Annotated in this window: 19 protein-coding genes; 12 read left to right on the top strand and 7 right to left on the bottom strand. The window is 68.4% G+C overall.

The window, feature by feature from the left end; genetic code table 11:
- A partial coding sequence (locus CA234_RS14015) for an ATP-binding cassette domain-containing protein (protein WP_126001972.1) occupies window positions 1–289 on the top strand: 289 nt, incomplete at its 5' end.
- Complete coding sequence (locus CA234_RS14010) at window positions 286–921, top strand: heme exporter protein CcmB (RefSeq protein WP_125978012.1); 636 nt, start codon at window positions 286–288, stop codon at window positions 919–921. The genes CA234_RS14015 and CA234_RS14010, both read left to right, overlap by 4 nt.
- 141 nt (window positions 922–1,062) lie before the next feature.
- Here CA234_RS14010 and pyk read toward each other — a convergent pair whose 3' ends face one another.
- Complete coding sequence (gene pyk, locus CA234_RS14005) at window positions 1,063–2,532, bottom strand: pyruvate kinase (RefSeq protein ID WP_125978014.1); 1,470 nt, start codon at window positions 2,530–2,532, stop codon at window positions 1,063–1,065.
- 72 nt (window positions 2,533–2,604) lie between these two features.
- Between pyk and CA234_RS14000 the strand changes: the two genes are divergently transcribed.
- The 5 genes from CA234_RS14000 to ruvC all read left to right on the top strand — a co-directional run bounded on the left by CA234_RS14000 (window position 2,605) and on the right by ruvC (window position 6,290).
- Window positions 2,605–2,979, top strand: coding sequence for a DUF1244 domain-containing protein (locus CA234_RS14000; protein WP_125978016.1), 375 nt, complete (start codon window positions 2,605–2,607; stop codon window positions 2,977–2,979).
- 46 nt (window positions 2,980–3,025) lie between these two features.
- Complete coding sequence (locus CA234_RS13995) at window positions 3,026–4,345, top strand: amidohydrolase family protein (protein WP_241213503.1); 1,320 nt, start codon at window positions 3,026–3,028, stop codon at window positions 4,343–4,345.
- Between the two features lie 126 nt (window positions 4,346–4,471).
- Window positions 4,472–4,708, top strand: a complete 237-nt coding sequence (locus tag CA234_RS13990) for a DUF2312 domain-containing protein (protein ID WP_010543233.1) — start codon at window positions 4,472–4,474, stop codon at window positions 4,706–4,708.
- An 84-nt stretch (window positions 4,709–4,792) separates the two neighbouring features.
- Window positions 4,793–5,536 (top strand): YebC/PmpR family DNA-binding transcriptional regulator, encoded by a 744-nt coding sequence (locus CA234_RS13985; protein WP_126001971.1) that lies wholly within the window; start codon window positions 4,793–4,795, stop codon window positions 5,534–5,536.
- Between the two features lie 265 nt (window positions 5,537–5,801).
- Complete coding sequence (gene ruvC, locus CA234_RS13980) at window positions 5,802–6,290, top strand: crossover junction endodeoxyribonuclease RuvC (protein ID WP_125978022.1); 489 nt, start codon at window positions 5,802–5,804, stop codon at window positions 6,288–6,290.
- Between the two features lie 200 nt (window positions 6,291–6,490).
- On the opposite strand, the gene sdhA is transcribed toward ruvC, so the two are convergent.
- From sdhA to sdhC, 3 genes are read right to left on the bottom strand one after another with little or no spacing between them, the layout of a single operon-like run.
- Window positions 6,491–8,293 carry a succinate dehydrogenase flavoprotein subunit gene (gene sdhA / locus CA234_RS13975; RefSeq protein WP_126001970.1) on the bottom strand — a complete coding sequence of 601 codons (1,803 nt, stop codon included), beginning with the start codon at window positions 8,291–8,293 and terminating at the stop codon, window positions 6,491–6,493.
- Window positions 8,293–8,685, bottom strand: a complete 393-nt coding sequence (gene sdhD / locus CA234_RS13970) for a succinate dehydrogenase, hydrophobic membrane anchor protein (RefSeq protein ID WP_126001969.1) — start codon at window positions 8,683–8,685, stop codon at window positions 8,293–8,295. Before sdhD ends, sdhA begins: the two co-directional genes overlap by 1 nt.
- On the bottom strand, window positions 8,678–9,100 hold the full coding sequence (gene sdhC, locus CA234_RS13965) for a succinate dehydrogenase, cytochrome b556 subunit (RefSeq protein WP_126001968.1): 423 nt from the start codon (window positions 9,098–9,100) through the stop codon (window positions 8,678–8,680). The genes sdhD and sdhC overlap by 8 nt, the downstream gene beginning before the upstream one ends.
- A gap of 254 nt (window positions 9,101–9,354) precedes the next feature.
- Here sdhC and CA234_RS25215 point away from each other — a divergent pair, with 254 nt between their 5' ends.
- From CA234_RS25215 to CA234_RS13940, 5 genes are read left to right on the top strand one after another with little or no spacing between them, the layout of a single operon-like run.
- Window positions 9,355–10,680 (top strand): methyl-accepting chemotaxis protein, encoded by a 1,326-nt coding sequence (locus tag CA234_RS25215; protein ID WP_206431200.1) that lies wholly within the window; start codon window positions 9,355–9,357, stop codon window positions 10,678–10,680.
- Window positions 10,680–12,047, top strand: coding sequence for a methyl-accepting chemotaxis protein (locus tag CA234_RS25210; RefSeq protein ID WP_126001967.1), 1,368 nt, complete (start codon window positions 10,680–10,682; stop codon window positions 12,045–12,047). The genes CA234_RS25215 and CA234_RS25210 overlap by 1 nt, the downstream gene beginning before the upstream one ends.
- A 58-nt stretch (window positions 12,048–12,105) precedes the next feature.
- Entirely contained in the window at window positions 12,106–12,795 is a 690-nt protein-coding gene (locus CA234_RS13950) for a DUF2490 domain-containing protein (protein WP_125978032.1), read from the top strand.
- Between the two features lie 50 nt (window positions 12,796–12,845).
- Window positions 12,846–13,550, top strand: coding sequence for an SDR family oxidoreductase (locus tag CA234_RS13945; protein WP_125978034.1), 705 nt, complete (start codon window positions 12,846–12,848; stop codon window positions 13,548–13,550).
- Window positions 13,540–14,481 (top strand): 50S ribosomal protein L11 methyltransferase, encoded by a 942-nt coding sequence (locus CA234_RS13940; protein WP_125978036.1) that lies wholly within the window; start codon window positions 13,540–13,542, stop codon window positions 14,479–14,481. Before CA234_RS13945 ends, CA234_RS13940 begins: the two co-directional genes overlap by 11 nt.
- Before the next feature lie 137 nt (window positions 14,482–14,618).
- Here the strand turns inward: CA234_RS13940 and CA234_RS13935 are convergent, their stop codons facing one another.
- The 3 genes from CA234_RS13935 to CA234_RS13925 all read right to left on the bottom strand — a co-directional run bounded on the left by CA234_RS13935 (window position 14,619) and on the right by CA234_RS13925 (window position 16,942).
- Window positions 14,619–15,302, bottom strand: a complete 684-nt coding sequence (locus CA234_RS13935; RefSeq protein ID WP_241213502.1) for an HAD hydrolase-like protein — start codon at window positions 15,300–15,302, stop codon at window positions 14,619–14,621.
- Window positions 15,277–16,254: a cation diffusion facilitator family transporter gene (locus CA234_RS13930; protein WP_126001966.1), complete on the bottom strand. Its 978-nt coding sequence runs from the start codon at window positions 16,252–16,254 to the stop codon at window positions 15,277–15,279. Before CA234_RS13930 ends, CA234_RS13935 begins: the two co-directional genes overlap by 26 nt.
- A gap of 193 nt (window positions 16,255–16,447) precedes the next feature.
- Window positions 16,448–16,942 (bottom strand): EF-hand domain-containing protein, encoded by a 495-nt coding sequence (locus tag CA234_RS13925; protein WP_125978040.1) that lies wholly within the window; start codon window positions 16,940–16,942, stop codon window positions 16,448–16,450.
- Window positions 16,943–16,950 lie beyond the last annotated feature (8 nt).

Raw genomic sequence — 16,950 nt, 5'->3', positions numbered from 1 at the left:
GCCGCACCGGCACATCGGCGATGCGCTGGAGGCGGTGGGGCTGGCGGACCTCGCCGATGTGCCGGTGCGGCTGCTCTCGACCGGCCAGCGGCGGCGCGCGGGGTTCGCGCGGGTGCTGGCCAGCGGCGCGCCGATATGGCTGCTCGACGAGCCGGGCAACGGGCTCGATACCGCCTCGCTGGCGATGCTGGAGGCGCGGATCGCCGCGCACCGCGCCGGCGGCGGCATCGTGCTGGTCGCGACGCACCAGCCGATCGCGCTGCCGGACGCGCAGGAGATCGCGCTGTGATCGCGCTGGTCTGGCGAGAGTTGCGGCGGGCGTGGAGCAGCGGCGGGCTGGTGCTGCCGATCGCCTTCTTCCTGCTGGTCGCGATCCTGTTTCCCTTCGCGATAGGCCCCGACGGACGGCTGCTCGCGCGGATCGGCGGCGGGGTGATCTGGGCGGCGGCGCTGCTCGCGGCGCTGCTGCCGGTCGAGCGGCTGGTGACGCCCGATGCCGAGAGCGGGGTGCTCGATCAGCTGGTGGTGCGCGGCTATTCGGATGCCGGAATCGCTGCCGCCAAGATGCTGGGCCATTGGCTGGGTTTCGGCCCCGCACTGCTGGCGGCGACCTGCGTGGCGGCGGCACTGCTGCATGTGCCCGGCGCGGCGCTGGGGACGATCCTGCTGGGGCTCGCCATCGGCACGCCCGGGCTGGCGGCGCTGGGCGTGGCGACGGCGGCGCTGGTGGCGGGGTTGCGCGGCGCGGGTGCGCTGGCGGGGCTGGTGATGCTGCCCTTCGCGGTGCCGCTGCTGATCTTCGGTGCGGGTGCCACCGGCGGCGAGCCCGGCGCGATCAAGCTGCTGGCGGCGATCAGCCTGGTGCTGGTGGCCGGCTGCCCCTTCGTCGCCGGTGCGGCGATGCGGATGGGCCGGGGGTAGGCAAGGGACAATCCTCCCCCGCCAGGGGGAGGTGGCGCCGAAGGCGACGGAGGGGGAGGTACGCACCCAACCATCGGCGTGCTTCCTCCCCCTCCGTCAGGCTGCACCTGACACCTCCCCCTGGCGGGGGAGGATTAAACGTCAGTTCCCTTCCGGACCCGTATAGCTGGTCAGCTCGTCGCCGAGCAGCGTGACCACGTGCAGCACGTTGGTCGATCCCGGCGTCTTGAACGGCACGCCGGCGCAGACGATCACGCGGTCGCCCGCCTTGGCGAGGCCGTGGCGCAGCGCCATGCGCTTGGCCTTGGCGACCATCTCCTCGAACGAGTCGACGTCGCGCGTCTGCACGGCATGGGTGCCCCAGAGCAGCCCCAGCCGGCGCGCGGTGTCGCGTTCCGGGGTCAGCACCAGGATCGGCACCAGCGGCCGCTCGCGGGCGATGCGGCGCGCGGTCGAGCCCGAGGTGGTGAAGCAGATGATCGCCGAGGCCGAGACCGTCGCCGCGATGTTCTTCGCCGCTTCGGCCAGCGCGTCGGCGGTCGTCGGATCGGGCTTGGTGACGGTGAAGTGGACGCGGTCGCCATGCGCCGGATCGCGCTCCACCGCATCGGCGATCGAGTTCATCATCGACACCGACTCGATCGGCCACTTGCCCGCGGCGCTCTCGGCCGAGAGCATGATCGCGTCGGCACCGTCATACACCGCCGTCGCCACGTCCGACACTTCGGCGCGGGTGGGCGAGGGGCTCTCGATCATCGATTCGAGCATCTGCGTCGCGACGATCACCGGGCGGCCCAGGCGGCGGGCCGATTCGACGATGCGCTTCTGCAGCGGCGGCACGGTCTGCGGCGGCAGCTCGACGCCGAGATCGCCGCGGGCGACCATCACGCCGTCGCACTGCTCCAGGATTTCCTCGAGCCGCGCGATGGCCGAGGGCTTCTCGATCTTGGCGAGCAGCGCGGCCTTGCCGCCGATAAGGCGGCGCGCTTCCATCAGATCCTCGGGGCGCTGGACGAAGCTGAGCGCGATCCAGTCGGCGCCCTGCTCGACCGCGAAGCTGAGGTCGCTGCGGTCCTTCTCGGTGAGCGCGGCGAGCGGCAGCACCATGTCGGGCACGTTGAGGCCCTTGTTGTTGGAAAGCGGACCGCCGACCTCGACGATTGTGGTCAGCCGGTCGGGTGCCACGTCGGTCACGCGCAGCACCAGCTTGCCGTCGTCGAGCAGCAGGCGGGCATCGGGGTGCGCCGCCTCGAAGATCTCGCGGTGGGGCAGTTCGACGCGGGTGGCGTCGCCCGGGGTGGGGTCGCGGTCGAGCGTGAACTGGTGGCCGGTGACCAGCATCACCTTGCCCTCGGCGAACTTGCCGACGCGCAGCTTCGGACCCTGCAGGTCGGCGAGGATCGTGGTCGGGCGGCCGGTGGTCGCCTCCATGCCGCGGATCGCCTCGAACAGCGGGATCTTCGAGGCCTGGTCGCCATGGCTCATGTTGATGCGGAACGCATCGGCGCCGGCGCGGAACAGCTTCTCGATCATTTCGGGCGACGCGCTGGCCGGTCCCAATGTTGCCAGGACGCGCACCTTGCGCGAGCGGGGGGAGATCGCCTGTGTCATCGTTGTCTTCCTCGGCTTGTGCGTGCCCGCCTCTAGCCCCAAATGCGTTAACATCAACTGCGGAGGTGCCAAATGGATGAACTAGATCGCCTGGACGACGCAACAGCGGCCAAGGCGTTCCGCCGGCTGGTGCGCCATCTGCGCCACCGCCACGATGCCCAGAACATTGATCTGATGGGGCTTTCGGGCTTTTGCCGGAACTGCCTGGGCGACTGGATCCACGAGGCGGACCCGAGCATCGCCAAGGCCGATGCGCGCCGAATCGTCTATGGGATGGAGCAATCCGCGTGGAAGGCGAAGTATCAGGGCGAGGCCACGCCCGAGCAACTGGCGCGAATGGAAGAGAGCCTGAAGAAGAACGAAGGCCGCGACGCCGAGCTCGACGAGGCGCTTGACGAGAGCTTTCCGGCCAGTGATCCTCCCAGCATGACCGATCCCCACGCCTGAGTTGGGCCTGCACGGGGGGCGCGACAGGGGGAGACGGGAATTGAAGATGTTGTTGTTGGCCGCCCTGGCATGTTCGGCGGCGGTTCCCGCGCTCGCCCAGACCTCTCCCAAGGAAACCTATGTCCAGGCGGGGCGGTTGCTCGACCGTCCCGGCCAGACACCGCGCGGCGCCAGCACCCTGATCCTGCGCGACGGCAAGGTCGTCGAGGTCCGCGACGGCTTCGTCGCGCCCGAGACGGGCGCGACCCTGGTCGACCTGCGCGACAAGTTCGTGCTGCCGGGGCTGATCGACCTGCACGTCCACCTCTTCTCCGAAGGCGATCCGGTGAAGGAGCGGATGAGCGCGCTCACCGAGGACGAAGCCGACGAATTCGTCATCGGCATCGAGGATGCGCGGCGCGACCTGGAGGCGGGCTTCACCACCGTCCGTGATCTCGGCAGTAACCCCCGCGCGATCCGGGCGCTGCGCGACGCGGTCGAGCGCGGCGCGATCGCGGGACCGCGAATCGTCAATGCCGGGCGGATGATCTCGGTCTCGGGCGGGCATGGCGACGGCACCAACGGGCTGGCCGAGGCATTCGCCGACACGGTCGCCCACCGCCAGATCAACACCTGCGACGGCGCCGACGATTGCCGCCGCGCGGTGCGCCAGCAGATCGGGCTGGGCGCCCAGGTGATCAAGTTCGCGGCGACCGGCGGCGTACTGTCCAACGTTGCGGGCGGCCTCGGCAAGCAGATGTCCGACGAGGAGATGAAGGCGGTCGTCGAGACGGCGCATGCCTTTGGCCGCCGCGTCGCGGTCCACGCCCATGCGGCGGAGGGCGTGCGCGGCGCAGTGGAGGCGGGGGCCGATTCGATCGAGCATGGCAGCTTCCTCGACGATGCGACGATCGCCGCGATGAAGGCGCACGGCACCTGGCTGGTGCCGACGATGATCGCCCCGGTCACCGCGCTCGCCAATGCCCGCGCCGGCAAGCTGCCGCCGGCGACGATCCCCAAGGCCGAGGCGGCTGCCGCTGCTGCGGCAGCAAGCCATGCCAGGGCGATCAAGGCAGGGGTGAAGGTCGCCTTCGGCACCGATACCGGCGTGTCGCGCCACGGCGAGAATGCCAGGGAGTTCGCGCTGCTCGTCCGCGCAGGGCTCACCCCGGCGGGGGCGATTCGCGCGGCGACGCTCGATGCGGCCGATGCGCTGGGTCGCAAGGACCAGCTGGGCTCGCTCGAACCCGGCAAGGCGGCGGACCTGATCGCGGTATCGGGGGATCCGCTGCAGGACGTGACCGTGCTGGAGCATGTCGACACGGTGGTGCGCGCCGGGGTGGTCCACAAGCTGGGCGGCAAGCGCCAGGTCTTCCCGCAGGACTGAGGTTGAGCGAAAGCGCGGGCTGGCGTACAGGGCCCGCCTGATTCCGTATCCTTTCGGACGAAGTGGCCGGCGCGACCCTCGCGCGGCGCGTTCGCCCGATCCCATGCTTCAGGAGCTAGAACACCCATGTCCGACAATATTTCCGCCGAGCAGCTCCGCCTCCTGATCGAGCGTGTCGAGCGTCTCGAAGAGGAGAAGAAGGGCATCGCCGACGACATCAAGGACGTCTATGCCGAAGCCAAGTCGACCGGCTTCGACGTCAAGACGATGCGCACCATCGTCCGCCTGCGGAAGATGGAAAAGCATCACCGCGAAGAGGCCGAGATGCTGCTCGAAACCTACAAGCAGGCGCTGGGCATCTAAGTCCGCCGCGATGGCGCTCGCCGGGCTTCCGCGCTAAGGCGAGCGCTTCCACCTTCTCCAGACCGCAGGCAGTTCGGGTTCACCATGGCAGGCCATTCCAAATTCAAGAACATCATGCACCGCAAGGGCGCGCAGGATAAGAAGCGCTCGGCGATGTTCTCCAAGCTCAGCCGCGAAATCACCGTGGCGGCAAAGATGGGTCTGCCGGACCCGGACATGAACCCCCGCCTGCGCGCCGCGATCAACGCCGCCAAGGCGCAGTCGATGCCCAAGGACAATATCCAGCGCGCGATCGACAAGGCGAGCAAGGGCGAGGGCGATAACTATGAAGAGATCCGCTACGAGGGCTTCGGCCCGGCGGGTGTCTCGCTGATCATCGAGGCGCTGACCGACAACCGCAACCGCACCGCGACCAATGTGCGCACCGCGGTCTCGAAGAACGGCGGCAACCTGGGCACGGCCGGCTCGGTGAGCCATGGCTTCGACCGCCTGGGCCTGATCTCCTATCCGGCGAACGCCGGCGATGCCGAGAAGGTGTTCGAGGCGGCGCTGGAAGCGGGTGCCGAGGACGTCACCAGCAGCGAGGACGGCCACGAGATCTGGACCGGCCAGGGCGACCTGCACGAAGTCGCCAAGGCGCTGGAGCCGGTGCTCGGCGAGTCCGAGGGCGCCAAGCTCGCCTGGCGGCCGCAGACGATGGTGACGGTGGGCGCCGACGACGCGGCGACTTTGTTCAAGCTGCTCGACGCGCTGGACGACGACGACGACGTCCAGACCGTGTGGGGGAATTACGAGATTCCCGACGAGGTGATGGAGAAGCTGGGTTGATCTTCCCGCTCCTCCCCGAAACGGGGAGGAGGACCGCCGCGAAGCGGTGGTGGAGGGGGGCTTCCCCAAGGGACTCGCTGGTGGAGAACCTTCCTAGCGAACCCTTTCAAATTTACCGTCATTCCCGCGAAGGCGGGAATCCATTTGCCTGTACGATTCAAGAGAGATCCGCGATGGCACGGGCAATGGATCCCCGCCTTCGCGGGGATGACGAGCGGAGTCGGCAGGCGCGACACCCCTCCCCTGAAGGGGAGGGGCTTAAGCGATGATCATCCTCGGTCTCGATCCCGGGCTCGGCACCACCGGCTGGGGCCTCATCCGCGCCGAGGGCAACCGGCTGAGCCATCTCGGCCACGGCAAGCTCGTCACCGACACCAAGGCAACCCTGCCGCGCCGCCTCGCCCATCTCGATGCGATGCTCGCCGCGCTGATTACCGATCACGCGCCGGAGGCGGCCGCCGTCGAGGAAGTGTTCGTCAATTCCAACGCGCAATCGACGCTCAAGCTCGGCCAGGCGCGCGGGGTGGTGCTGTGCGCCGCAGCGCGGGTGGGGATCGACGTGGGCGAGTATAAGCCGAGCACGGTCAAGAAGTCCGTGGTTGGCGTGGGCAATGCCGACAAGGACCAGGTCCATGCGATGGTCTCGCGGCTCTTGCCGGGGGTGAAGATCGTCGGCGCCGATGCCGCCGACGCGCTCGCGGTGGCGATCTGCCATGCGCATCATCTGGCGAGCGCGCGGTTCGGGGTTCGGTAGGGCTGCGGCCTTCCTGCAACTTCGTCCTCCCGGCAAAACCGGGATCCAGACGCCTCTTGCCACCAGCGAGAGCCGGCACGGAGACCCCAATGGATCCCGGCTTTCGCCGGGATGACGACTTGGTGGCTGTGCATGCCAGCAAACAAAAAGGCCGGAGCGTCGTCGCCCCGGCCTCTTCTAAAACCCATCCGCAAAGCGGATCAGTATACCCGCTTCTTCGGCTTGATATACTCGATCGCGTCGGTGAGCGTGTAGTCGTGGACCGGGCGGTAATCGAGCTCGGTCTTGCCGCCCTTGCCGCCCCAGCCGTCGAACGTCGCGATGGTGTGCTTCATCCAGCCGGCGTCGTCGCGCTCGGGGAAGTCCTCGTGCATGTGGGCGCCGCGGCTTTCCTTGCGATTGATCGCGCTGCGGATCGTCACCATCGCCTGGCCCATCAGATTGTCGAGCTCGAGCGTCTCGACGAGATCGGTGTTCCAGATCAGCGAGCGATCGCTGACATGGACGTCCTGCAGGCCCGCATAGACCTGGTCCATGTGCGCCACGCCTTCGGCCATCAGCTCCTCGGTGCGGAACACGGCGCAGTGGCGCTGCATCGTCTTCTGCATGTCGGCGCGCAGCTGCGAGGTGCGGGTGCCGCCATTGGCGTTGCGGAAATGGTCGAGGCGACCCAGCGCCAGCGCTTCCGAATCCTTCGGCAGCGGGTGGTGCGGGGTGTTCGGCTTGAGGATGTCGACGATCCGCTTGCCGGTCGCGCGGCCGAATACCACGAGGTCGATCAGCGAGTTGGAGCCGAGGCGGTTGGCGCCGTGCACCGACACGCAGGCCGCTTCGCCGACCGCGAAAAGGCCGGGGACCACCGCATCCGGGTTGCCGTCCTTCAGATGGACGACTTCGCCGTGATAGTTGGTCGGGATGCCGCCCATATTATAGTGGACGGTCGGGACCACCGGCAGCGGCTGGCGGGTGAGATCGACGCCGGCGAAGACCTTGCCGGTCTCGGTGATGCCGGGCAGGCGCTCGTGCAGGATCTTGGGATCGATATGGTTCAGGTGAAGGTAGATATGGTCCTTCTCCTTGCCAACGCCGCGGCCTTCGCGGATCTCCATCGCCATCGAGCGCGACACGACGTCGCGGCTGGCGAGATCCTTGGCAGACGGCGCATAGCGCTCCATGAAGCGCTCACCCTCGGAGTTGGTGAGATAGCCGCCTTCGCCGCGCGCACCCTCCGTGATCAGCACGCCCGCGCCGTAGATGCCGGTCGGGTGGAACTGGACGAATTCCATGTCCTGCAGCGGCAGGCCGGCGCGGAGCACCATCGCGTTGCCGTCGCCGGTGCAGGTGTGCGCCGAGGTGGCCGACTGGTAGACACGGCCATAGCCGCCGGTCGCCAGCACCACTGCATGGCTGCGGAAGCGGTGGATCGAACCGTCTTCCATGCACAGCGCGATCACGCCGCGGCACTCGCCATTTTCCATGATCAGGTCGAGCGCGAAATATTCGATGAAGAAGTCCGCGTCGTACTTCAGGCTCTGCTGGTACAGCGTGTGCAGCATCGCATGGCCGGTACGGTCCGCCGCGGCGCAGGTGCGCTGCGCGGGCGGGCCTTCGCCCATGTTCTGCATCATGCCGCCGAACGGGCGCTGGTAGATCTTGCCCTCATCCGTGCGGCTGAACGGCATGCCGGCATGTTCGAGTTCGTACACGGCGGCCGGAGCCTCGCGCGTCAGATACTCGATCGCGTCCTGGTCGCCGAGCCAGTCGGAGCCCTTGACGGTGTCGTACATGTGCCAGGTCCAGTGGTCCGGACCCATGTTGCCGAGGCTGGCGGCGATGCCGCCCTGCGCCGCGACCGTGTGGCTGCGCGTCGGGAACACCTTGGTGATGCAGGCGGTCTTGAGTCCCGACTGCGCCACTTCCATCACCGCGCGGAGGCCCGAGCCGCCCGCGCCGACGACGACGGTGTCATAGATATGGTCGATGATCTTGTAGGCGGCGGGCATCAGGCAGCCACTCCGGTGGAGGTGAAGGCGATCTTCAGGATCGAGAAGATCGCGAGCACGCGGACGGTGATCGTGAAATATTCGAGCAGGACGATCAGCACGAAGCGCGTCTCGTTGTGCTGATAGTCCTCGATCACGACCTGCAGGCCGTGACGGAAGTGGAAGGTGACGCTGAGCACCAGGAGGATCAGCGGCACCGCGACCAGCGGCTGGGCGATCCAGCCGGAGACAGTCGCGTAATCATAGGCGGGCAGCAGGGCGATCGAGACGATCAGCCACAGCACCAGCAGCAGGTTCGATCCCGCCGACACCTTGTGCTTCCACCATTCGCCCGCGCCTTCATGCGCCGAGCCGAGGCCGCGGACGCGACCGAGCTGGGTTCCGTTACCCATTGGCCTTCTCCAGAAGCACGACCCAGAAGATCGCGGTGGCGAGGATGCTGACCGCGAAGGTGGCGAGCGCGGTGCGCTTGTTGCCCCGCAGTTCGAAATTCGCGCCGGCATCGAGGAACAGGTGGCGCACGCCCGAGGCCATGTGCTGGAAGAAGGACAGGCTCATCCCGATCCCGACGATATAGCCGAGGATGTTGAGCTTGCCGTTCGACAGCGTGAATACGTCGAGGAACGTCGCATAGGCATCCGGGCCATAGGCGAGCGCGACCAGCCACCAGACGAACAGGCCGGTACCCACGGTCGCCATGCCGGAGCCGGTGGCGCGGTGGAGGATAGAGACCGCCATGTGCGGTCCCCAGGTATAGATGCCGAGATGCGGCGACAGCGGTCGTGCCGTGTTGCGGACGTTGGCCAACGATAAATCCTTTCGGTCGACGCGGGCTTCCTTAATCCCGCCAGACGAGGATGCAAGACGGATTGCCCTTAGGTTCAGCCGGGCGGTGGGCGCAAGATGGTGCGGATCGGCCATTGCACACCCGCTCCTAACCGGCTCTTAACCAATGAAGCGACATAGCTTGGCTCGATGCGGCCGAAGCCCGGCCGCCGACCGGGGATGAGACGTAGGTGAGCGATTCGGTTTCCACCCAGGCGCTGGCGGCGGCCGGCACGATGAGCGCGCGGATCGACGTGGCGGCGCGGCTGCATGTGTTCGATTTCGAAGGTTCGCTCCAGCAATCGAGTCGCGAATGCTGGGAGGTGCTGGAGCCGGAGATCGAGGCGGTTTCCGCCGCCTATTGGCACCAATGGGTCCGCTGCTTCCCCGAGGAGCGCGACTGGGCGCCGTCGGACACCGCCAAGATGATCGACGTGGGCGTGGTGTTCCTGCGCAGCCGCTTCCTCGAAACCACGGCGAAGGGCTGGATCGAATCGATCGAGCGTTCGGTCGCCGCGGCCTATGAAAAGGGCGTGCCGCCGATGGCACTGCTCTCGATGATCAGCGCGAGCGACCGCGCGGCGCTGGAAGTGCTGATCCGCCGGGTGGGCGGCGCCGATCCGCGGCTGCCGGTGCTGGTCGACACGCTGATGCGCCTCTCGGCGCTCGAAGCGGACGTCACCGTCGAGATCTACAACATGTATCGCGAACATGCCGCGCAGGTGGCGCGCGACCGGCTTGCCACCGAATTCCACACCTCGATCGGCGCGACCGTCGAGCAGGCGTCGCGCGGCGGCGAGGCGCTGCGCGGGCAGGCGGTGCACACCTCCGCCTCGGCGCGGGGCATGCTGGGCAAGGCGAGCGAGGTCGCGGCGGCGGCTGAACAGTCGGCGGTGGCGATGCGCGAGGCGGCGATGACCGCGGCGGGCCTGATCCGCGCGATCGAGGATGCGCGTACCGAGGTCGAGGCGGCGGCGGCGATCGCCACCCGCGCGAGCGGCCAGGCCACCGACGCGGTGGGGATGAGCGAGATGCTTTCCGACCATGCCAAGTCGATCGAGTCGATCCTCGGCTTGATCCGCGACATTGCCGGGCAGACCAACCTGCTCGCGCTGAATGCCACGATCGAGGCGGCGCGGGCAGGCGATGCGGGCCGTGGCTTCGCGGTGGTGGCGCAGGAAGTGAAGAGCCTCGCCAGCCAGACCGCGCGGGCGACCGACGATATCGCTGCGAAGATCGCCGCGATCCAGTCGGCCACGCGCTCGACGGTGGAGACCAATGCCTCGATCCGCGCGACCGTGTCCGAAGTGCAGGAAAGCGCCAATCGCATCCGCAGCGCGATGGAAGTGCAGGCGCAGACCGTCACGGCGATCACCGCGGCGGTGGACGAGACCGCGCTGGCGGCCGATTCGATGTCGGCGACGATCAGTGCGATCCGCGCCGATACCGAGGCGGTCGCCTCCGAGATCGATCGGGTCGGCCAGGGATTTGCGACGCTCGACGAACAGCTCGGCGCGCTGAAGGGCAGCGCGGGCGAGTTCGTTGCCAAGGTCGCGGCGTAATGGACGCTGCAATGGCGCTCGGCCGCAAGCCCGGCCAGTGGAGCGGCGGCGTCCGCGGGTTCGACGACTGGTGCCGCGACTATGACTGGGACGGCACGTTGGTCGCCGCCTGTGGCGAAGTCGCAGACCTGCTCGATCCTGCCTGGGAAGGAATCGCACGGCGGTGCCAGCAGCACGTGCTCGGCACGCAGGCCGGCCAGCGGATGCGCGGCAGGATCGATACCGAAGGCTATGTCAGCGATGGCGTCGCGTTTCTGCGGACTCGCTACCGCCAGCCGCTGGGCGCGCAATGGGCGGAGATCATCTGCGCCTATGCGCAGGACAGTTATGCGCATGGCGTCCCGCTGCCCGTGCTGTTCGGCCATTTCGCCTATGCCCATAGCCACACGATCGCGGCACTGCAGGCGGTGCTGGGCGACGACATGGCCCGGTTTGCGCGGCTGTGCGACGCGATCCAGCGCATCGGCATGGCCGAAGTCGACCTGATGACCAGCCATCTCGGTGCGCGCGATGCCGAGTCGGTGCACGACGAGCGCCGCGCCCGCTCCGACCAGTTCCGCGCGAGCATCGCCGAATCGATCGAAGGCGCGACGATGCTCGGCAATCGCATCCGCGTGCAGGCGCAGGGGGCCTCCAGCGCGGCGCGCGGCATGCTCGGCAAGGCGAGCGAAGTCGCGGCGGCGGCCGAACAGTCCGCCGTGGCGATGCGCGAGGCGGCGATGACCGCAGCGGGCCTGATCCGCGCGATCGAGGACGCGCGCACCGAAGTGGAGGCGGCGGCGGGCATCGCCACCCGCGCGAGCGGCCAGGCCACCGACGCGGTGGGGATGAGCGAGATGCTCTCCGACCATGCCAAGTCGATCGAATCGATCCTCGGCCTGATCCGCGATATCGCGGGGCAGACCAACCTGCTCGCCCTCAACGCGACGATCGAGGCGGCGCGGGCGGGGGATGCGGGCCGTGGCTTCGCGGTGGTGGCGCAGGAAGTGAAGAGCCTCGCCAGCCAGACCGCGCGGGCGACCGACGACATCGCCGCCAAGATTGCCGCGATCCAGTCGGCGACTCGCTCGACGGTGGAAACCAATGCCTCGATCCGGGCGACCGTCTCCGAAGTGCAGGAAAGCGCCAACCGCATCCGCAGCGCAATGGAGGTACAGGCGCAGACCGTCACCGCGATCACCGCCGCGGTCGACGAGACGGCGCTGGCGGCCGACTCGATGTCCGCCACGATCGGCGCGATCCGCGAGGACACCAAGAGCGTCACCAGCGAGATCGACACGCTCCAGCACGACGTGACCGAGGTGGACGACCGGCTCAACCAGCTGCGCGCGGCGGCGGAGGACTTCTCGGCCGCGGTGGAGGCTTGATCTGGAGCAACGCCCCCGCGGGTTGATCCGCGGCTGCTAGCCGTGCATCGCTGGCCGGATGTCCCGTGTCTTTCCCTGTGCCGCGCTCCTGTTGCTCGTCAGTGTCTTTCCCGCGCGGGCGCAGCAGGAGGATGTCCAGGCCTGGGAGCAGCTCAACGTCGTGGTGCCCCTCGTCCCGCGCGTACGCCTGACGGTGGAGCAGATCGCGCGGACAGGGGACCGGCTGGGGGGACTCTACACCACCGAATATGGCGGGATCCTGGGCTGGCAGATGCGCGAGGGCGTCGAGCTCGGCATGGGATATCGCCGCGTCGGCTTCCACAACCGAAACCTGGCACCCGACGAGGATCGCCTGCGGCAGCATCTGGTGGTGACCAGCGGGCGCTTCGCCGGCCGGTTCCGGGTGGACGAGCGCTTCGTGACGCATGCGCGCGGCGTGGGGGTGCGGATCCGGCCATTGCTCCGCTACAATCTGCCCATCGGGCGTGACCGGCTCGCGCTGTTCGCCAGCCATGAAAGCATCGTGCTGGTGAATACGACGCGCTGGGGCCAGCGGGCGGGCTATGAGCGCATGCGCAACATTCTCGGCGTCGCGGTGCCGCTGGGCAGGGCGCTGAGTGCGGATATCGGCTATCTCAACCAGTATCGCCTCGCGCGGAACGGCGCACGGCCGCAGATGGACCATGCGCTGAGCGTCCAGCTGACGGTCAACCTCGGCGCACTGGGCGTGGCGGTGCTCCAGGACTGACCCCGCGTGCCGGGGTGACGCGCCCCCGCACCCGCGCTAGGGCGGTCCCCATGAAGACCCATATCCTCCTCACCGGCAGCAGCCGGGGTATCGGCGCGGCGACGGCGGCGCTGCTCGGCGACGACGCCCGCGTGACGCTGGTCGGCCAGGGCACGCGCAGCGGCATCCCCGCCGACTTTACCGATCCCGCCGCCCCGCAGGCGCTCTGGCAGCAGGCGCTCGATGCGCTGGATGGCCGGATCGACGTGCTGATCAACAATGCCGGCATCTTCGAGGCCAATCCGCTCGACGCAGCGCATGACGACTGGGTCGAAGGCTGGGAGCGCACGATGCGCGTCAACCTCACCGCCTCGGCCGAACTGTGCCGACTGGCGGTGCGCCACTGGCAGGAACGGAAGAGCGGCGGCCGCATCGTCAACGTTGCCAGCCGCGCCGCCTATCGCGGCGACAGCCCGGCGCACTGGCATTATGCCGCCTCCAAGGCGGGCATGGTCGGCATGACCAAGTCGATCGCGCGCGGCTATGCGGGCGAGGGCATCCTCGCCTTCGCGATCTGCCCCGGCTTCACCATGACCGGCATGGCCGAGGACTATCTGGCGAGCCGCGGCGGCGACAAGCTGCTGGCCGACATCCCGCTCGGCCGCGTCGCGAGCCCGGAGGAGATCGCCGCGATCGCCAAGTTCTGCGCGCTCGATGCACCGCCCTCGATGACCGGCGCGGTGCTCGACGCCAATGGAGCCAGCTATGTCCGCTGAGATCGACAGCTGGAAGGTCAGCCTGCCCTGCACCCGCGCCGAGGCCGAGGCGATCGATGCGGGCACGATCGAGATCGACGCGGTGCTGATGACCACCGAGACGGTGGAGGACGATGTCGAGCATTGGCGGCTCGACGCCTATCTGGAGCACGAGCCCGATGCCGCCATGCTCGCGGCATTGAAGGCGCTGGTGCCGAGCGCGGCGGGCATCGAGCCCGAGGTCGAGGCGCTGACCGCGCAGGACTGGGTGACGCTGAGCCAGGAAGGGTTGGAGCCGATCCGCGAAGGCCGTTTCGTCGTCCATACCAGTGCGCATCCGGTCGAGGCACCGGAGGGCGGCCGCGCCTTCCTGATCGACGCGGGCCGAGCGTTCGGCACCGGGCACCATGCGACCACCTCGGGCTGCCTGGCGATGCTCGACGGGCTTTCGGACCGGCAGTTCGCCAACATCATCGACGTCGGCACCGGCACGGGGCTGCTCGCCTTCGCCGGCGCGCATCTCTGGCCTGAGGCCAAGGTGATGGCGACCGACATCGATCCCGCCGCGGTCGACGTGACCCGCGAGAATGCGGTGGCGAACGGAATCGCGGGCGTCGACCTGGTGGTGGCCGATGGCGCGCTGTCCGATGCGATCACGGCACAGGCCCCCTACGATCTCGTCATCGCCAACATCCTGGCGGGGCCACTGGTCTCGATGGCGCCCGAGCTCGCCGCCATCGCCGCGCCCAATGCGACGATCGTGCTGGCCGGCCTGCTCGAGACGCAGCGCGCGCAGGTTGTGGAAGCCTTCGAGGCGTGCGGCTGCACGCTGCAGGCGATCGACCGCCGCGGCGACTGGACGATCCTGCGGCTCGCCGCCGGGGCGACACGCTACGTGCCGGTCACCCCGCCCGATCCCAAGGGCCGCGACGGCTGGGCGCTGGATATTTGATCCACTCGCCACCCCACGTCCGTCATTCCGGTGAAAGCCGGAATCCATTAGCGCTCCGTTGCCGAAGGAGCCGAGCCGGCCTGGCAAATGGATCCCGGCTTCCGCCAGGATGAGGGCCTGACTGGGGGTGCCGAGCCTCAGTCCCGGTGCTGGCTGACGTAGCGGACGATGTCCTCGGGCGTGCGGAACAGCGCGTCGGGGGACATGCCGGTCAGCAGATCCTCGGCGGCATAGCCCCACAGCACGGACCCTGCCCGCATCCCGACTTCGCGCGCCGCATCGACGTCGCGGGTTTCGTCGCCGATCGCCAGCGCGGCATGGGGCTGGACGCCCATCTTGCGCAGCACGCGGCGGAACTTGGGCGCCTTGCCGAACAGCGACGAACCGCAGGCATAATAGTGAATCTTGGCGGCGTGGCGGGGCCCCAGGATCTTGCGGGCATTCTCCTCCGAGTTGGAGGTGACCAGCGCCAGCTTCACGCCCATGTCGACCAGCCGATCGAGCAGATTGGGCGTGCCCGGGAACAGCTCGATCCGATGCGCCTCGCGGCTGACCAGCTTGCGGACATAGCGGGCGATCCACGGCATCTTCCACCGCGCGATACCGAGGAACTCGATCACCTCGCGCGAGCTCTTGCGGCGGAGCAGTTCCACCTCGTCCGGCGCGATCTTGCGGAAGCGGAAGCGTTCGGCGAGATCGTTGGCGACCGAGACGAACCAGTCGCCGCTGTCGGACAGCGTGCCGTCGAAATCGAAGATGACGAGGTCCAGCGGGCGGGTCGCCACGGCGCTCGTCTCAACCATGTCCGCTACCAGGTCCATGCATCCGGCACTCCGCCCCGTTGCCCAACTCTATCTGTACCGTACTGTGCTCGATCCGGAAATCATGCGCGAGCCGCTGCTGAAGATGAAGCAGAAATGCGTCACCTGGATGACCGGCGGGCATGACGAGATGGGCGGTCAGCGCCGTCTCGGTGGTGCTCATCGGCCAGACATGGAGATCATGGACGCGGGCAACGCCGGGCTGGGCGAGCAGCGCCTGCTCCACCGCGTCGAGGTCGATCCGGTCCGGTACCGCCTGCAGCGCCATGGTGAGCGATTCGCGCAGCAGCCCCCAGGTGCCGACCAGGATGACCACGACGACGACGAGGCTGATCGCCGGATCGATCCAGCGCAGGCCCGTCCACCAGATCAGCGCGCCGGCGACCACCACCGCGGCCGACACCGCGGCGTCGGCCGCCATATGAAGGTACGCGCCGCGAACGTTGATGTCATGGTCGCGCCCGCGGGCGAAGAGCAGCGCGGTGCCGAGGTTCACGAGGATGCCCGCGCCCGCCACCAGCATCACCGGGATCGGCGCCACGGCGGGCGGATCGGCGAAGCGCTGGATCGTCTCGAGCAGGATCGCGCCGATCGCGATCAGCAGCAGCAGCGCATTGGCGAGCGCGGCGAGAATCGACGAGGCGCCCAGGCCATAGGTGAAGCGCGGCGTCGCCGGGCGCTTGCCGAGCTCGGCGCCCACCCAGGCGATCAGCAGGCCGAGCACGTCGGAGAGATTGTGCCCGGCATCGGCCAGCAGCGCCATCGAATTGGTCCACAGCCCGGCGCCGCCCTCGATCACCACGAAGGCGATGTTGAGCGCGGTCCCGATCGCGAAGGCGCGGCCGAAATCGGCGGGGGCGTGGCTGTGGCCGAGCCCATGGGCATGCGCGTGGCCGTGGCCGTGCCCGTGTGCGTGGCCATGGTGATGGCCGTGTGCGTGATGTCCCGACATTTCGAGCGATCCTAGCGGGCGACATCCATGTGATGCTAGCCCATTGGGAAGAAAGCTCGATAGGGGTAGCAAGCGAGCCCGTGCTCCTGCGAAAGCAGGAGCCCAGGGTAGGAGAGGACGTCGCGCGTGGCCCTGGCCCCCTGCTTTCGCAGGGGCACGACGGATGGAGCACGCTTCTCCGTGCCGCTCCGGCTCAACGCCGCTTGCGCTTGCCGTCCATCGGATTGAACGCCGGCGGGCGGATCGTCACCAGCTCGCTGCGCTCGATCACGCCGTCCTTGTTCTTGTCGAACCGCGTCCAGATCTGCGCGAACCGGTCCTGGAATTCGCTCCAGCTGACCTTGTTGTCGCCGTCGCGGTCCATTTCGAACGGGCTGGGCAGGGTGTTGCGGTCGCCCATCCAGCGCAGCGACCAGTCCGAATAGGCGATATAGCCGAGGCTGCCGGTATGGCCCGTATCGGCGCTGTCGAAGCTGCGCTTCAGCCCTGCGTCGAACTCGGCGCGGGTGACGCGCGCGTCACCGTCGCTGTCGAACCCGGCGATCAGCAGCGCCACCGGCTCGGCGATCACCGTCGCCTGGGGCTGCGCGCCGGGCGCATTGACCGTGATCGGGTCGGACGCGGGCCGTTGCTGCGCAGCGGCGGGGAGGGCGGCGGTGCAGGCGGCGAGCAGCAGGAACAGGCGCATCGAAATCC

It is taken from the genome of Sphingomonas sp. ABOLE (assembly GCF_003950455.1).
In the GTDB taxonomy this organism is placed as follows: domain Bacteria; phylum Pseudomonadota; class Alphaproteobacteria; order Sphingomonadales; family Sphingomonadaceae; genus Sphingomonas; species Sphingomonas trueperi.
This window is presented reverse-complemented; position numbering and strand designations above follow the sequence as displayed.